Genomic DNA, 14,758 nt, shown 5'->3' on the forward strand with positions numbered 1-14,758 from the left:
TATGGCAAGCCTCACCACCCGTCTGAAGCGTGTCGGTCTTCCACGCCTCGTAGTTCACCTTTCCGTCCTGTTCATCGTCATACTTTGGCTGATCCCGACGCTCGGTATTCTGGTCACCTCCGTCCGAGACAAGGGCCAGATCACGACCTCTGGCTGGTGGACTGCGTTCGGCAGTTCCTCGCAAACAAGCGCCGGTCGACTGGGCGATCCTGGCACCGCCAAGCAGGAAGGCTCAAACTACGTCATCAGGGGGTCCGTGTTCGAAAACGGGCAAAGCGGAACCGTCAAGGCCTTCGGCACACGTGTTCAGGAGCCGGCTGCCTTTCCGGTGGGTAAGCCTGCCGATCTGGGCGAAGGCGAGACGCTGACCGTCCAGGAGGATGGTGCTTATGTCTATTCCAAGAACGCGCCGTTCGAAGGCTCGCGCGGTAAGCGCATCTACTTGACGGTAACGACACCGCCCACATTCACACTCGATAACTACCGCACTGTTCTCTTTTCGGAAGGGATCGGTCAGGCCTTCATCAATTCACTAACGGTAACGATACCCGCCACCATCATTCCCATCCTGATCGCAGCCTTTGCTGCCTATGCTCTGTCGTGGATGCATTTTCCAGGGCGCGCGCTGATCATAGCGCTGGTCGTCGGTCTCATTGTCGTGCCGCTGCAAATGTCACTTATCCCGCTCTTGAGGCTCTATAACGAGGTGGGTAATTTTCTTGGAACGTCGTCCAAGACTTACGCAGGCATCTGGCTGGCCCATACTGCATTCGGCATGCCGCTCGCCATCTATCTGCTTCGAAACTACATCGCGGGCCTTCCCAAGGAGATCATCGAGAGCGCACGCGTCGATGGTGCTTCCGACTTCGAGATCTTCCTGAAGATCGTGCTGCCGCTATCCTTCCCGGCTTTGGCGTCCTTCTCGATCTTCCAGTTTCTTTGGGTCTGGAACGATCTGCTGGTGGCCATCGTCTTCCTGGGCACGGGCCGTGATCAACTGGTCTTGACCGGAAGTCTGAATGCACTGCTGGGGTCACGCGGCGGGAATTGGGAAATCCTGACGGCTTCTGCCTTCGTCACCATCGTTGTGCCGCTGGCGGTCTTCTTCGGACTTCAACGCTATCTGGTACGCGGTCTCCTTGCCGGTTCGGTCAAGGGCGGCTGAGTATCTCTTCATTCAAGGTTCAATCTGCATGACTGTTTATCCTCAGACGACCGAAGCGCCGGATACCGACTGGTGGCGTGGCGCGGTCATCTATCAGATCTATCCACGCTCCTATCAGGATTCGAACGGCGATGGCGTCGGCGACCTGAAGGGTATTACCGCACGTCTACCGCACATCGCGGCGCTCGGTGCGGATGCCATCTGGATTTCGCCCTTCTTCCCGTCTCCCATGAAGGATTTCGGTTACGATGTTTCGAATTATACGGATGTCGATCCCATGTTCGGAACGCTGTCCGACTTCGACTCGCTAATTGCGGAAGCGCATCGCCTGAAGATTAAGGTGATGATCGATCTGGTCATTTCGCACAGCTCCGATCAACATGCATGGTTTATCGAAAGCCGTTCCAGCCGCGTCAATCCCAAGTCGGACTGGTATGTCTGGGCCGATGCGAAGCCGGATGGCACCCCACCCAACAACTGGCTGTCGATTTTCGGCGGGTCGGCTTGGGCTTGGGATCCCACCCGGATGCAGTATTATCTGCATAACTTTCTGACGTCCCAGCCGGATCTCAACCTGCATAATCCGGAAGTGCAGGACGCCCTGCTGGAGGTGGTTCGCTTCTGGCTGAAGCGCGGCGTCGATGGCTTCCGTCTGGACACGATCAACTTCTATTTCCACGACAAGGAACTGCGCAGCAACCCGTCGCTTGCACCGGAGCGGCGCAATGCCTCGACCGCGCCGGCCGTCAATCCTTATAACTTCCAGGAGCATATCTACGACAAGAACCGCCCGGAAAACATCGACTTCCTCAAGCGATTCCGCGCAGTTCTGAACGAGTTCCCGGCCATTGCTGCGGTGGGCGAAGTGGGTGACAGCCAGCGTGGTCTCGAGATTGTCGGCGAATATACCTCCGGCGGCGACAAGATGCAGATGTGCTATGCCTTCGAATTCCTTGCACCCGACCCGCTGACGCCGGAGCGCGTGGTGGAAGTGCAGCATGCTTTTGCGGAAGCGGCACCGGAAGGTTGGGCCTGCTGGGCATTTTCCAACCACGATGTGGTGCGTCATGTGTCGCGCTGGGGCGCTGATGTCATCGATCGCGAAAGTTTCGCAAAGCTGCTGGCCTCGATCCTGCTGACGCAACGGGGTTCCGTCTGCATCTATCAGGGCGAGGAATTGGGGCTCACCGAGGCGGATATTGCCTTCGCCGACCTTCAAGATCCCTATGGCATCCAGTTCTGGCCGGAATTCAAGGGCCGCGATGGCTGCCGCACGCCGATGGCCTGGGACGATCACTCTACCCATGCGGGCTTTTCCGGTGCGGAAAAGACCTGGCTGCCTATCCCGGTTGAGCATCAATTGCGGGCGGTCAATGTGCAGCAGGGCGATGAGAACTCCGTCATGGAGCATTATCGTCGCTTTCTCGCCTTCCGCAGGCAGCATCCGGCCTTTGCGAAGGGCGAGATCGAGTTCCTCGCCGTGGATGGACCGGTTCTGCGCTACCTTCGCAAGCTCGGAAATGAAGTCGTGCTCTGCATCTTCAATATGAGCGGGGAAGAAACCACGACGGAGCTACCGTCCGGCGACTGGAGCCTGCTGGAAGGCCACGGCTTTGCCTGCGAGGTCACAGAGCGCAGCGTGACGCTGCCAGCTTGGGGTGCCAGCTTCGCAAGGCATGCCTGATGGAAAACTCCGGGGGCGATCCTTTCTCCCCCGGAGCGTCTTGAGAATGAGCATCGCGACGCCCATCGGCGGCTAAGCGACGGACAAAAAATGGGGAGAGACATGACGGGATTGGTGCTGAAGGATATTCGCAAAGCCTATGGACAGGTCAAGGTTCTGCACGGAATCGATCTGGATATCGCCGAGGGCGAATTTGTCGTGTTCGTTGGTCCGTCCGGCTGCGGCAAGTCAACCCTGCTGCGCATGATTGCCGGGTTGGAGGAAATCACCAGCGGCGACATGTTCATCGATGGCAACCGTGTCAATGATGTCCCGCCCTCGCGGCGTGGTATCGCCATGGTTTTCCAGTCCTACGCGCTCTATCCGCACATGACCGTCTACGACAACATGGCCTTCGGCATGCGGATTGCGGGCGAAAACAAGCAGGAGATTGACCGCCGTGTTCGCTCTGCGGCGGACATCCTCCAGCTCACGCAATATCTGGAACGCCTGCCCAAGGCGCTTTCTGGCGGCCAGCGTCAGCGCGTTGCCATCGGTCGCGCCATCTGCCGCAATCCCAAGGTCTTCCTGTTCGATGAGCCGCTGTCGAACCTGGATGCGGCGCTGCGCGTGGCGACCCGTATCGAGATCGCCAAGCTGAAAGAGCAGATGGCCGACACGACCATGATCTACGTCACCCATGATCAGGTCGAGGCCATGACACTGGCCGATCGGATTGTCGTTCTGTCCGCCGGACATATCGAGCAAGTCGGTGCACCGCTGGAACTTTACGAACGCCCTCAGAACCTCTTCGTTGCCCGCTTCATCGGTTCTCCCGCAATGAACGTCATCCCTGCGACTGTGGTAGACACCGGACCTCAGACGCGGGTCGATCTCAAGGGCGGCAAATCGGTTCTGGTGCCGGTTGCGACCGATGCGTCCGAGCGCGGAAAGGTGGCAAGCTTTGGTATTCGCCCAGAGGATCTGACCGTTACGACCGGTGAGGACTATCTGTTCGAGGGCAAGGTTTCCATCGTCGAAGCTCTCGGCGAAGTCACGCTTCTCTACATCGAGGGCCTGACGGATGAGGAGCCGATCATCGCCAAGCTGCCGGGCATCCACAAGGTAGAGCGTGGCCAGTCACTGCGTTTTTCAGCAGATTCGCAAAAGATGCATCTTTTCGACGCTGCAGGCCAAACCTATAGACGATGAGTTAAGGCTGTTGGCATTCTGGTTGTCATGAATGTGCTGATAAAGAGCAACTGCGTGCCAACCAAACCGTCTGTTAAGCTCTCGAGGCTAGGCTTTTCGCATTGAATGCAGTGAAATGCCGGGGCTGCCATGACAACGAGCCAGAAGAACTATCTGAAGCGCGAAGAATCTTTCATGTACGACCGCGAAAGCCGGTTCAAGATGGAAGATACTATGAATGCGGGCCGCATCGAATATACCGAAAAGCATGTCATGCACATGGCTGCCCGCCGTTGCGACGTCGTGCGGATTTCGATGAGCGGCGCTACCCTGACATTCCTCACCAAGACGGATCTGCCGCGTGAATTCGTGCTGGATATCCCCGATGCCCGCATCATGAAAATCGGCTGCGTGCTGATGCGTCAGAATTCCAACAATTCTGCCGAAGTCCGCTTCCTGCGCCTGTTGACGCAGAAGGAGCTCGACCGCATCTTCATCTTCTCCACCCATCCGGCGCATAAGGACAAGACGCTGGATGTGCGAAGCTGGTAAACCAGATCGTACTACTATGTATGACGAAGGCCAGAGGGACCTGTCCTTTTCGAGGCCGAGCTTCGCTCCTCTGAGAAAGCAAACACGGTATACCCCTGCAAAAGCTTGTTTCGCGAAGTTAGCGGCGCGCGCTCAACAATCGGCTTCTTCGGATCGCGACAAAAATCCGTCCATCTATCGACAGAAGACCAACAGCAATCAGAGCCATGCCCGCCAGATGGTTGATTGCCAGCTCCTCATCCAGAAATACCCTACCAAGCAGGATTGCGCTTACAGGGATCAGCAGTGTTACAAGCGAACTGTTTATCGCACCGCCCGTTGCGAGTATGTGGAAGAAAATGATGTAAGCCAGGGCAGTTGAAAATAGCCCCAAACCAAGAAGAGCTGCGATGGTTTGGCCGCTTGGGAGGGCTAAATTCCATGGCGAATCGATCATCAATACAATCGGTATCAGCATAACGGTCGTTGCCGCTGTCTGACCAAAAGCGCTGATTGCCGGTGCGATTTCCATGCGGCGGAAACGTCGACCAAATACGCCTGCGAAACCATATGATAACGCCGCCATCAAGCATGCAAGCAGAGCCGTGACAGGAAGTGCTTTGGCCGAGAAGGCATTCCCTGCCATGAGCACTGTGACCCCAAGGAACCCAAGGATAATCCCCGCCAATTTGTTCAGGATCATCCGTTCATCTACCGTAAGAAAATGCGCGACTATGATCGAAAATATTGGTGTTGTCGCATTGAGTATCGAGGCAAGCCCGCTGGCAATTTGGGTTTGACCCCAAAAAATTAGACTGAACGGAATGAGATTATTTAAAAGTCCCATACCGAAAAATGCTGTCCAGATCTTTGGAGATGCGGGAATTTGCAATCCCCTTGCTTTTAGGTAGAAGAATAGCGCGGTCGCGGCGATCGCGACACGGGCCATTACAATACTTAAGGGTGGTAGTTCAGAAAGCGCGACTTTAGAGAAGAAGAACGAGCCGCCCCATAAGACGGATAAAAAGATCAAAAGAGCCCAATCGATCAGACCCATGTTCTGCGTTTTCTTCATGATGCAATCCCACTGTGAATGTCGGCGCATAATGAAACTATCGGCAATCGGTCGCTCGCCAGATTCGGACTCTGTCCTTTCAGAGGCGTTTGCGCTGATGTAGCATCCGGAAATGAACTCGGATATCGCTCTATACGAACAGGCTTGGCTCGACCGTGATCCGCTGTTTGACGGCCGCTTTTTCATCGGCGTCCGAACGACGGGGATCTATTGTCGTTGTGTATGTCCGGTCCGCCTTCCCTATCGCCGCAACGTTGAATTCTTGCCAAGTGCCGCTGCGGCTGAATTGGCAGGTTATCGACCCTGCCTACGCTGCAGGCCGGAGTCGGCCCCATTTTGCCCCGCTTGGAGGGGCAGCGCAGCGACTGTTGAAAAAGCCGCACGGCTCATTCGGGAAGAGGGCGCGCTTGATAGATCTGGCGCAACAGTCGATGCGCTAGCGGAGCGGGTTGGCGTCGGTGGGCGCCATCTTTCTCGATTGTTTCAGAAGCATCTTGGGGCAAGCCCGACGCAGTTGGCAAAAACAGCGCGTATACAACGTGCGAAACGCCTGCTGACCGAAACGGATCTGCCGATAATGGACATCGCGTTGCAATCTGGTTTCGGAAGTCTAAGGCGCTTCAATGCGGTTTTTCTCGAAATCTACAAACGTCCGCCCACTGCCATTAGGCGCAAAATGGTTCCCGATCACCTTGGCTTAGGGGAAGTTTGAAGGGTGGTGTCCAGACACTGCCCTTCATTATGATTTGGTTCAGCTAAAAAACACGCTGGCACCCTGATCGGCAGGGCCGACATGGCGGCGGAACGGGGCGAAGAGTTCGCGGCCCATGCCGAACTCGTTGTCATCCAGATTGGCGGTTGCCAAGGCGCGCGTTGCGAACTCTGCCGCATCCACCAGCACTTCCAGCGTGCCGTTGACGGCATCGAGCCGAATGAGGTCGCCGGTCTGAATGCGGGCAATCGGGCCACCATCGGACGCTTCCGGGGTAACGTGGATGGCGGCGGGCACCTTGCCGGATGCGCCGGACATGCGGCCATCGGTCACCAGCGCCACTTTGAACCCACGGTCCTGCAACACGCCAAGCGGCGGGGTGAGGCGGTGCAGTTCCGGCATGCCGTTGGCCTTCGGACCCTGGAAACGGACGACGGCAATGAAATCCTTGTTCAATTCACCCTTTTTGAAGGCGTCCTGCAATTCCTGCTGATCGTGGAAGACGATGGCCGGTGCCTCGATCACATGGCGCTCGGGCTTTACCGCAGAGATCTTGATCACGCCCTTGCCGAGGTTGCCGGTCAGCATCTTCAGGCCGCCCGTCGGCTGGAACGGTGTTTCGATTTTCGTCAGAACCTTCGCATCGCCGCTTTCCTCGGGGCTTTGCTCGCGCACGACAGCGCCGTTCTCATCCAGCCTTGCCTCGACGGTATAGGCCTCAAGCCCCTGGCCGAACACAGTGCGCACATCGTCATGCAACAGGCCGGTCTTCAGAAGCTGCTTGATGAGGAAGCCCATGCCACCAGCCGCGTGGAAGTGGTTCACGTCTGCCAGACCATTGGGGTAGACGCGGGCAAGCAGAGGCACGGTATCGGATAGCTCGGAAATATCCTGCCAGGTCAGCACGATCCCCGCCGCACGCGCCATGGCGACCAGATGCATGGTGTGGTTCGTCGAGCCACCCGTGGCATGCAGACCAACGACGCCGTTAACGATGGACCGCTCGTCGATCATCTCGCCTGCCGGGGTGAACTCATTGCCAAGACCGGTAATCGAAAGTGCGCGCTTGACGGCCTCGCGCGTGAGTGCTTCGCGCAATGGCGTGCCGGGATTGACGAACGAAGCACCCGGCATATGGAAGCCCATGATTTCCATCAGCATCTGGTTGGAGTTTGCCGTTCCGTAGAAGGTGCAGGTGCCGGGGCCATGATAGGACTTGGATTCCGCTTCCAGCAGTTCGGCGCGACCGACCTTGCCTTCGGCATAGAGCTGGCGAATGCGCGACTTTTCGTCGTTGGGCAGACCGGATGTCATCGGTCCCGCTGGAATGAACACGGCTGGCAGATGCCCAAAGGTCAGCGCAGCAATCACCAGACCGGGCACGATCTTGTCGCAGATGCCGAGATAGACGGCTGCATCGAACATGTTGTGCGATAGGCCGATGCCCGCTGCCATGGCAATCGCATCGCGGGAGAAGAGAGAAAGCTCCATGCCTGGCTGGCCTTGGGTCACGCCATCGCACATGGCAGGAACGGCACCGGCAACCTGTGCTACGCCACCGGCGTCCCGCGCCGCCTCGCGAATGATCGGCGGGAAAATCTCATAAGGCTGATGGGCAGACAGCATATCGTTATAGGCGGTGATGATGCCGAGGTTCGGCACGACATCGCCCGCAAGAGCAGTCTTTTCCGAGGGGGAACAGACAGCGAAGCCATGGGCAAGATTACCGCAGGAGAGCGTGGAGCGGTGAACGCCGCGGGAAATAGCGCTCTGGACCCGGTCGAGATAGGCTTCGCGATGCGGCCTGGAACGCTCGACGATACGGCGGGTGATTGCTTCAATGCTCGAATGGGCAGCCATGCTCAATCCTCCTTCAGATGCAACAGCACGGTTGGGAGACCATGCTGGCGCAATGTGTACTTATCTAGTTTCATATGCTGCTTGAAAGGCAGCGTCGGGTTCGTTCAGGGCGCCCAGTAAATCTCGACGGTCGATGGCGCGCGGTTCAACATGGCGCGGATCGGCATCTCGAACACGTCCGTTCCGGCCTCTGCCTTTTCCAGAACCTGTTTCTTCGCATCACCTTCGATGTGCAGAACCAGAAAGCGCGCATCGGCAAGGCTCGGAAAGGTAAAGGTCAACCGCTCTTCGCCAGCGCCTTCGGCTTCCATCGTCATCACGCCACGCGGTGCATCGGCGTCGATTGCGCGCGCCAGATGGTTGCCGCCCGGGAAGAAAGACGCCGTATGGCCGTCCGCTCCCATGCCGAGAATGACCACGTCGAACGGATTGCCGATGTCTGCGGTCTTCTCCGTCGCAATGGCCGCGGCCTGCAGGGCGGAGGCGACATCCTGGTACAGTGGCTGGAAGTTTGCAGCCGCAGCCCGGTTCTTCAACAGGTGCGTTGCGACCAGCAAATGGTTGGAGCGCGGGTTGTCCGCCGGAACGAACCGTTCGTCGACGAGAGTGATCGTCACGAGGCTCCAGTCGAGATCATGCGCCGACAGGTCTTCAAACAGCCGCTTCGGTGTTGATCCGCCAGAGACCGCCATGGAAGCACTGCCGCGAGCAGAAATCGCATCACTCAGCTGTTTCGCGATATCCGTGGCCAGATTTCTGGCCAGCGCCTCTGCGTCTGCGAAGGAATGAAGACGTGCCGCCATGAAATTACCCCTCGTGCCAGGTTCTGCCATCACGCTCGATCAGAGCGATGGATTGGCTGGGTCCCCATGTTCCGGCGGTGTAACCCTGCGCCAACTGGCCGGTTGTTTCCCAACCTTTGAGGATCGGATCCACCCAGCGCCATGCAGCTTCCACTTCGTCGCGGCGCATGAACAGCGTCTGGTTTGAACGGATCACATCCATCAGGAGCCGCTCATAGGCATCCGGATTGCGAACGTTGAACGCTTCCGCAAAACTCATGTCGAGCGATACGTTGCGCAGGCGCATCCCACCCGGGCCCGGATCCTTGATCATCAGCGACTGCTTGACACCTTCATCGGGCTGCAGCCGGATAATGAGCTGGTTTGCCGTGATGCGGCCAGCAGCGTTTTCAAAGATGTTGTGGGGAATCTGCTTGAAGGTGATCACGATCTCGGACATGCGGCCGGTCAGACGCTTGCCGGTCCGGATGTAGAACGGCACGCCCGCCCAACGCCAGTTGTTGATTTCGGCCTTGATCGCGACGAAGGTTTCCGTATTGGAAACACCGCCTTCTAGCTCTTCGAGATAGCCCTTGACCGGGCCGCCGGCAGAGGCGCCGGCGCGGTACTGTCCGCGCACTGTCATCTGTTCGACATTGCTGTCGTTGATCGGCTTCAGCGCACGCAGAACCTTGAGCTTTTCGTCCCGAACCGCTTCGGAATCCAACGAGGACGGCACTTCCATTGCGACAAGGCAAAGAAGCTGCAGGATATGGTTCTGCACCATGTCGCGCAGTGCGCCAGCCGTATCGTAATAGCCTGCACGTCCTTCAAGGCCGACCGATTCCGCCACGCTGATCTGCACGTGATCGATGTATTGCGCATTCCATAGCGGCTCATACAGCGCGTTTGCAAAGCGCAGCGCCATCAGGTTCTGAACCGTTTCCTTGCCGAGATAGTGGTCGATACGGAAGATCTGCTCTTCCTTGAACACCTTGCCGATCGTGTCGTTGAGCTCCAGCGCCGAGGCGAGATCGCGACCGATCGGCTTTTCCACCACGATGCGGGTCGATTTGGTGATCAGCTTATGATCACGGATCTTTTCTGAAATGGCACCGAAAATAGCAGGTGATACGGCAAGATAGAAGGCGCGAACGCGATCCTTTCCGTCGTCCAGAAGCTTCTTCAGCTTGTCCCAGCCACCGTCGGATTTCGCATCGACAGACACGTAGAACAGCCGATCGAGGAAGATTTTCACCTGTGCGTCGTCGTATTCGCCGGGCTTCAGATGTTCCTTCAGGGCCGTATCTGCAAACTTGCGGAATTCATCATCATTTAAGGCGCTGCGAGAGGCGCCGATGATGCGGGTCGGCTCCGTGAACTGACCCTCGATCTGGCGGTGGTATAGCGCTGGAAGCAGCTTGCGCTCGGCAAGGTCTCCGGTGCCGCCAAAGACGACATAGTCAAAGGGTTCCACGGGTATGATCTGGCTGCTCATGCCTAACTCTTTCGAAGTTCGGGGTTCGCTACTCAATAATCTAATCGATTTAAAAAAGCCAGCCCCTTTCGTCGGGATCTGCTTTCCACATCAGAAACGGTCGCGTAGGGCGTACCATGTCAGCGCCAGAAACAACAGCGGACTTCGCAGGCGCGAACCGCCGGGGAAGGGCGGAACCCTCAATTCCTTGAGTATATCCAGTTCGTTGCTGTTTCCGACAATGGCATCGGCATACATCTTGCCGGAATAATTGGACAGCATGACCCCGTGACCGGAAAATCCGCCGATTGAGGTAACGCCGGGCATGACCTCTCGCACAAAGGGTTTACGCGGCATCGTAATGCCGACAGATCCGCCCCAGCCATGCGTGATGCGGATGTCCTGAAGCTCCGGATAGATTTCCGCGATCTGCCTGCGGATGTGCTTCGAAATGTCACGAGGACTGTCTGCGGTGTAGGCCTCGCGTCCTCCAAACAGCAGCCTGTTGTCACGGCTCTTGCGAAAATAACGCACCACGAAACGCGAATCGGCCACCGCCTCCGAACCGGGGAGAATGTTCGGGAATGCGTTCAGCGGTTCGGTGGCCCCGATGAAGGAGCGGATCGGCATGACATGAGCCGCTGTCTGGGGTTCCAGATTGCCGATATAGGCGTTGGTCGCAATCAGCACCCGTTCTGCGGTGATGGTACCGCGCGGGGTATCGATCGTCGTTTTTCCGCTCGCGGGCCGAAGGGCATTCGCCGGCGTCATCTCATGGATTTTGGCACCTGCCTCTGCGGCAACGCGCGCCAGTCCCACAAGCAGCTTGAGAGGATGAATGTGCCCTGTACCCATGTCGCGAATGCCATGGTGATAGCGGCTGGAACCAAGACGCTCCGAAGTTTCCGCTCTGTCCATGAAGCGCACATGCGGGTAGTTGTAGCGTGTCGCCAGGATCTCTGCCGAGCGCCTGTAATCCCGCTCATAGGCCTCTTTATGCGACACATTCATCTGGCCGGGGATATAGTCCATATCGATGCCATGGATCTCGGCGAACTCCAGCAGATGCCGTTTGGCATTCTCGGCAAGATCGAAGAGAAGTTTGGCCCGCTCATAGCCCAGTTCTTCCTCCTGCTCGTCCGGCCAGGCGCGCTGACCGGTTCCAAGCTGGCCGCCGTTACGTCCAGAGGCTCCGTCTCCGAAACGTGAAGCCTCGATCAGCGCGACCGATGCCCCACGCTTGGCCAGATTGTAGGCCGCTTGAAGCCCGGTGTAGCCGCCGCCGATGATGGCGACATCCACCGTTACGGAACCATCAAGGGCCGGATAGTCCGGTCGTTCTCCAAGGCTGTCCTGATACCAGGAGATGCCGGGTGCAATCGGGCTTTGCCAGTTCATGTGCTGCGCCCCGCATCAAACGTTCAGGAGCAGGAATTCACGCTCCCATGGGCTGATCACCTGCATGAAGGTTTCGAACTCGCCACGCTTCACGCCCGCATAAAGGCCGATGAACTCCTTGCCGAACACCTCTTCCAGCGCTGGTTCATCCTCGAGAAGAGCCACAGCCTCCAGCAGGCCGCGCGGCAGCTCGATCGATCCCTCGTTTGCGGAATCATAGGTCGGCTCCGTCGGCTCGATGCCTTTCATGATGCCCAGCCAGCCGCAGGCCAGCGAGGCGGCAAGCGCCAGATAGGGGTTTGCATCCGAACTTGGCAGACGGTTTTCCACGCGTCGCGCAGCCGGTTCCGAAATCGGAACGCGAAATGCCGTCGTGCGGTTGTCATAGCCCCAGGCATTGTTGACAGGGCATGCCATGTCCGGCGTCAGTCGCCGGTAGGAGTTCACGTAGGGCGCAAACATCACCAGCGAACTCGGCACGTATTTCTGCATGCCGCCGATGAAATGGAAGAAGGCGCGGGAAGGCGATCCATCCTCGTTCGAAAAGATGTTCCTGCCGGTTTTGGTATCCACGACCGACTGGTGGATGTGCATGGCAGAGCCGGGCTGGCCCTGCATGGGCTTGGCCATGAAGGTCGCATAGATCCCGTGCTTCAAAGCCGCTTCCCGAATCGTGCGCTTGAACAGGAAAACCTGGTCCGCCAGTTGAATGGGATCGCCGTGCCGCAGATTGATCTCCAGCTGAGCCGGTCCCTCTTCGTGGATCAGCGTGTCGATCTCCAATCCCTGCTTTTCGGAGAAATGGTAGATATCATCGATCAGCTCGTCGAATTCGTTGATCCCGGCAATCGAGTAGCCTTGACCGCCAACGATCGACCGGCCGGATCTGCCTTTCGGCGGATGCAGCGGGTAGTCTGGATCTTCATTAATCGCCACAAGATAGAATTCAATCTCTGGCGCAACGACAGCCTTCCAGCCCTTTTCCTCGTAAAGGCGTAAAACGTTCTTCAGCACATTGCGCGGCGTGTAGGGCACCTGTTCGCCCGTCGTGCCGACGACATCACAAATCACCTGCGCAGTCGGGTCCGTTTCCCAAGGAACGACGGAAAGCGTTGAAAGATCGGGCACCAGCTTCAGGTCGCTGTCGCGCGGTTCGTAGCGAAAGTTTTCCGTCTCATCCGGGTATTCGCCGGAAATCGTATGCCGATAAAGCGCAGACGGAAGCGCCAGCGAGGTATTCGAGGTGAACTTCGATGTCGGCATCATCTTGCCGCGTGGCACGCCTGCAAGATCCGGCGTGATGCATTCCACGTCCTCGATACCACGAGCCTTCAGCCAGGCTGCAGCCTCGCGCCAGCTTGAAACACCGCGCAGCGAGGTCAAGGGTGGCTGCGTGGCGGCAGATTTGAGAATGCTTTTCGAAGCAGGTGCAGACGGCTTCTTTCTGGGCGGCATGATTCACCGGTCGTTGTTGACGATAGCATCGCATCATAGTCGCAACCACATGATTGGCGAGGCCCCAGCATTGACTTTATCGGCATTCCGACAAACACAGAAGCCGGAAATGACCAAGGGACTGCGGGCATGAAGCCGATATATGATGTGATTGTGCTGGGTGCGGGCGCTGCGGGCATGATGTGTGCGGCACAGGCAGGTCAAAAAGGCTGCTCGGTCCTGGTGCTGGATCATGCGCGCTCACCTGGCGAGAAGATCCGTATCTCCGGTGGCGGTCGCTGCAACTTCACCAATCTTCATGCAAGCCCTGCCAACTACATTTCGGGCAACCGGCATTTCGCCAAATCCGCGCTTGCGCGCTACTCGGCAAAGGATTTCGTTGCCCTGGTGGATGCCTATCGTATCCCCTGGCACGAAAAGATGCTCGGCCAATTGTTCTGCGATGACAGTGCAAAAGACATCGTGCGATTGTTGCTCGAGGAAATGCGTAAAGGGCAGGTGGAACTGCATTTGCAGCAGCCGATTTCTGCGGTCGAGAAGACGATTGATGGTTTTCGGGTTCGCCTTGAGCATACGGATGTTGAGGCCAGGGCCTTGGTCGTTGCCACGGGCGGCAAGTCCATTCCCAAGATGGGCGCAACCGGCTTCGCCTACAAGCTGGCTGAGCAGTTTGGTATTGCCGTGACGGAGACCCGGCCGGCCTTGGTGCCATTGACGCTCGACCCAGCGCTGCTTGAAAAGCTCTCGCCTCTCTCCGGCATTGCGGTTGATGCGCGGGCATCCTGCGGGAAGACCGGATTCGAAGAGGCGCTGTTGTTCACACATCGCGGTCTGAGTGGGCCTGCCATTTTGCAGATCTCTTCCTACTGGCGCGAGGGGGACGCAGTCAATCTTCACCTGCGTCCGGACTTGAACATCCTGCAGCGATTGAAGGATGGCAGGCAGGCAAACGGCAAGCAGGCGATCCAGACCGTGCTTGGCGATATTCTGCCAAAGCGGCTCGCTCAGTTTGTGTCGGATGAAAACGGGTTCTCCGGAACCATGGCCGAGCAGAGCGATCGAAAGCTTCAGGCGGTTTGCGACACTCTGCAGAACTGGCAGATCTGTCCAGCGGGTTCGGAGGGCTACCGGACTGCTGAGGTAACGCTGGGCGGTATCGATACGAATGAGCTGGATCAACGAGCCATGCGGTCTAAAAAGGTTCCAGGTCTCTATTTCATCGGAGAAGCCGTCGACGTGACTGGCTGGCTGGGCGGATACAATTTTCAGTGGGCATGGTCATCAGGCTATGCATGTGCCGAGGCTTTGGCGAACAGGACACCTTATGCGTGAATTAGTATTTCTTTGAAGTCAGAGATTGGTAAAATCCTGCGTAATTCAAATGCAACTAATTGATAGAATTAAAATTTAAATCTGATTCTTGCTTTATTTATTTTTCGTTCATTGGTG

At 57.4% G+C, this 14,758-nt stretch carries 12 protein-coding genes; 6 read left to right on the forward strand and 6 right to left on the reverse strand.

Annotated elements, in window-relative coordinates:
• Window position 1 precedes the first annotated feature (1 nt).
• From MUU53_RS00780 to MUU53_RS00795, 4 genes are all read left to right on the forward strand, one after another.
• On the forward strand, window positions 2–1,165 hold the full coding sequence (locus MUU53_RS00780) for a carbohydrate ABC transporter permease (RefSeq protein ID WP_247259148.1): 1,164 nt from the start codon (window positions 2–4) through the stop codon (window positions 1,163–1,165).
• A gap of 28 nt (window positions 1,166–1,193) precedes the next feature.
• Entirely contained in the window at window positions 1,194–2,849 is a 1,656-nt protein-coding gene (gene bglA, locus MUU53_RS00785; RefSeq protein WP_247259149.1) for a beta-galactosidase BglA, read from the forward strand.
• Window positions 2,850–2,951: 102 nt separating this feature from the next.
• Window positions 2,952–4,040, forward strand: coding sequence for an ABC transporter ATP-binding protein (locus MUU53_RS00790; RefSeq protein ID WP_247259150.1), 1,089 nt, complete (start codon window positions 2,952–2,954; stop codon window positions 4,038–4,040).
• 174 nt (window positions 4,041–4,214) lie between these two features.
• On the forward strand, window positions 4,215–4,571 hold the full coding sequence (locus MUU53_RS00795) for a hypothetical protein (RefSeq protein ID WP_062555498.1): 357 nt from the start codon (window positions 4,215–4,217) through the stop codon (window positions 4,569–4,571).
• Window positions 4,572–4,689: 118 nt separating this feature from the next.
• On the opposite strand, the gene MUU53_RS00800 is transcribed toward MUU53_RS00795, so the two are convergent.
• Window positions 4,690–5,625: a DMT family transporter gene (locus MUU53_RS00800; RefSeq protein WP_247259151.1), complete on the reverse strand. Its 936-nt coding sequence runs from the start codon at window positions 5,623–5,625 to the stop codon at window positions 4,690–4,692.
• 112 nt (window positions 5,626–5,737) lie between these two features.
• Between MUU53_RS00800 and MUU53_RS00805 the strand changes: the two genes are divergently transcribed.
• On the forward strand, window positions 5,738–6,337 hold the full coding sequence (locus MUU53_RS00805) for a bifunctional transcriptional activator/DNA repair enzyme AdaA (protein WP_247259152.1): 600 nt from the start codon (window positions 5,738–5,740) through the stop codon (window positions 6,335–6,337).
• A 39-nt stretch (window positions 6,338–6,376) separates the two neighbouring features.
• Here MUU53_RS00805 and edd read toward each other — a convergent pair whose 3' ends face one another.
• From edd to MUU53_RS00830, 5 genes are all read right to left on the reverse strand, one after another.
• The gene (gene edd, locus MUU53_RS00810; RefSeq protein ID WP_247259153.1) at window positions 6,377–8,197 is read right to left on the reverse strand and encodes a phosphogluconate dehydratase; all 1,821 of its coding nucleotides are present in this window, start codon (window positions 8,195–8,197) and stop codon (window positions 6,377–6,379) included.
• 104 nt (window positions 8,198–8,301) lie between these two features.
• Window positions 8,302–9,000 carry a 6-phosphogluconolactonase gene (pgl, locus tag MUU53_RS00815; protein ID WP_247259154.1) on the reverse strand — a complete coding sequence of 233 codons (699 nt, stop codon included), beginning with the start codon at window positions 8,998–9,000 and terminating at the stop codon, window positions 8,302–8,304.
• Window positions 9,001–9,004: 4 nt separating this feature from the next.
• Complete coding sequence (gene zwf, locus MUU53_RS00820) at window positions 9,005–10,477, reverse strand: glucose-6-phosphate dehydrogenase (RefSeq protein WP_247259155.1); 1,473 nt, start codon at window positions 10,475–10,477, stop codon at window positions 9,005–9,007.
• Between the two features lie 90 nt (window positions 10,478–10,567).
• A complete protein-coding gene (locus tag MUU53_RS00825; protein WP_247259156.1) occupies window positions 10,568–11,854 on the reverse strand; it encodes an NAD(P)/FAD-dependent oxidoreductase in 1,287 nt (428 codons plus the stop codon).
• A 15-nt stretch (window positions 11,855–11,869) separates the two neighbouring features.
• Complete coding sequence (locus tag MUU53_RS00830; protein ID WP_247259157.1) at window positions 11,870–13,309, reverse strand: glutamine synthetase family protein; 1,440 nt, start codon at window positions 13,307–13,309, stop codon at window positions 11,870–11,872.
• A 129-nt stretch (window positions 13,310–13,438) separates the two neighbouring features.
• On the opposite strand from MUU53_RS00830, the gene MUU53_RS00835 reads away from it, so the two are divergent.
• Window positions 13,439–14,641, forward strand: coding sequence for a BaiN/RdsA family NAD(P)/FAD-dependent oxidoreductase (locus MUU53_RS00835; RefSeq protein WP_247259158.1), 1,203 nt, complete (start codon window positions 13,439–13,441; stop codon window positions 14,639–14,641).
• The last annotated feature ends 117 nt before the right edge of the window (window positions 14,642–14,758 follow it).

Source organism: Affinirhizobium lemnae, assembly GCF_022968395.1.
Lineage (GTDB): Bacteria > Pseudomonadota > Alphaproteobacteria > Rhizobiales > Rhizobiaceae > Neorhizobium > Neorhizobium lemnae.